The organism is Geomonas sp. (genome assembly GCF_056994735.1).
This window is the reverse complement of sequence record NZ_JBXKJL010000502.1, coordinates 1-1,652: the sequence shown is the minus strand read 5'-3', so window position 1 is coordinate 1,652 and position 1,652 is coordinate 1. Positions and strand designations below refer to the sequence as shown.

Annotated in this window: 1 protein-coding gene and 1 pseudogene; both read left to right on the top strand. The window is 59.4% G+C overall.

Annotated features, from left to right (window positions below):
* The first annotated feature begins 14 nt into the window (after positions 1-14).
* A protein-coding gene (locus AC11W3_RS21090; RefSeq protein ID WP_484093723.1) for an IS3 family transposase occupies positions 15-1,137 on the top strand; the annotation gives its coding sequence in 2 pieces (ribosomal slippage) (positions 15-292 and positions 291-1,137; 1,125 coding nt in all).
* Between the two features lie 59 nt (positions 1,138-1,196).
* Positions 1,197-1,652: pseudogene (locus AC11W3_RS21085) on the top strand (Tn3 family transposase); the annotation flags it as partial.

The window sequence follows — 1,652 nt, the reverse complement described above, 5'->3', positions numbered from 1 at the left end:
TTCCGAGGAGCATCATGACGGGCACACGAAAGCGATATCCCGCGTCCTTTAAGGCTCGGGTCGCTCTGGAGGCCGCCAAGCAGACCAGGACCCTCGCCGAGCTGTCGGGAAGGTATCAGGTCCATTCGGTCCAGATTAGCCAGTGGAAGAAACAACTCCTGGACGGCATCGACTCGCTGTTCCGCGACGGCCGCCGCCGCGACCACGACGAGAGCCAGGCGATCCAGGCCGAGCTGTACGAGCAGATCGGCCGGCTCAAGATGGAACTCGAGTGGTTGAAAAAAAAAGTTGCCCGCTTCGATTGAACTCAAGCGGCCCCTGATCGAACCATCGAATTGTCATCTGAGCATCCGTAGACAATGCGAACTCCTGGAGATCAACCGATCGAGCTACTACCTCGAGCCGGCCACCGAGTCGGCGGAGAACCTGCGCCTGATGCGGCTGATCGACCAGCAGTTCATGAGCACGCCGTTCTACGGCAGCCGGCGGATGACGGCGTCTTTGGAGCGTTCTGGGGAGACGGTCAATCGCAAGCGGGTGCAGCGGCTCATGGCGAAAATGGGCCTGGAGGCGTTGTTTCCCAGGCCGCGGACGACCATCGCGGCGACCGACGCTCAGGTCTATCCCTACCTGCTCCGCAATCGGGAATTGACCCGCGTCGACGAGGTCTGGAGTTCGGACATCACCTATGTGCCAATGAAGCACGGCTTCATGTACCTGACGGCGGTGATCGACTGGTACAGCCGGTACGTGCTGTCGTGGCGACTGTCCAACACGCTGGAGGGGCGGTTCTGCCTGGAGGCGTTGGACGAGGCGCTGGCGATGGGTCGGCCGGAGATCTTCAACACCGACTTGGGCTCTCAGTTCACGGCGCGGGATTACACCGGCCGCCTGGAGGAGGTCGGGATCGCGGTGAGCCGAGACGGTCGGGGGCGGGCGTTGGACAACGTGTTCGTGGAGCGGCTGTGGAGGAGCGTAAAATACGAAGACATATACATCAAGGATTATACGCATGTGCCGGAGCTAGAGTCGGGTCTGCGGGCCTACTTCTGGTTCTATGACGAGGTGCGTCCCCATCAGTCCCTCGCTTACCGGACCCCTGGCGAGGTCTATCGGGCTGGGATTCACGGGGCATGAGAGGGGAAAAGCGTTAACAAATGCAGGTGGCCTGAGTGGTCCACTATTTGGGGTCCACTATAACCAACGAAACCTTCAACATCCGGCGCCAGGACATTTGGGGAGAAGCAACCACGTCATGCGCCTCGGATTCAAAGCACGTTGGGGCTTGGGATCAGAACTTGATGACGGGATGGCACGTTCGTTACGGAGGCCGCGGGGTCATGATCTACTGGCATGTGGAGAAAAATTCGGCGTGCATCCACTCGCAATTGAAACGCTGCTCCTCCTCCGAGGTGGCGGCAATGATCGAAGGTGTGCTGCATCACTGCACCGACATGGAAGTAACCAAGCAGTATGTCGACAGCCACGGCCAGAGCGATGTCGCCTTCGGGTTTTGCTCGCTCCTTGGTTTCGAGCTTCTCCCAAGGCTCAAGCGAATTCACGCCCAAAAACTCTATCGTCCCGAAACGGGCAGGCCACACGATTATGCGCAGCTTAATTCCGTTCTGACGCGAGCGATCGACTGTGAACTG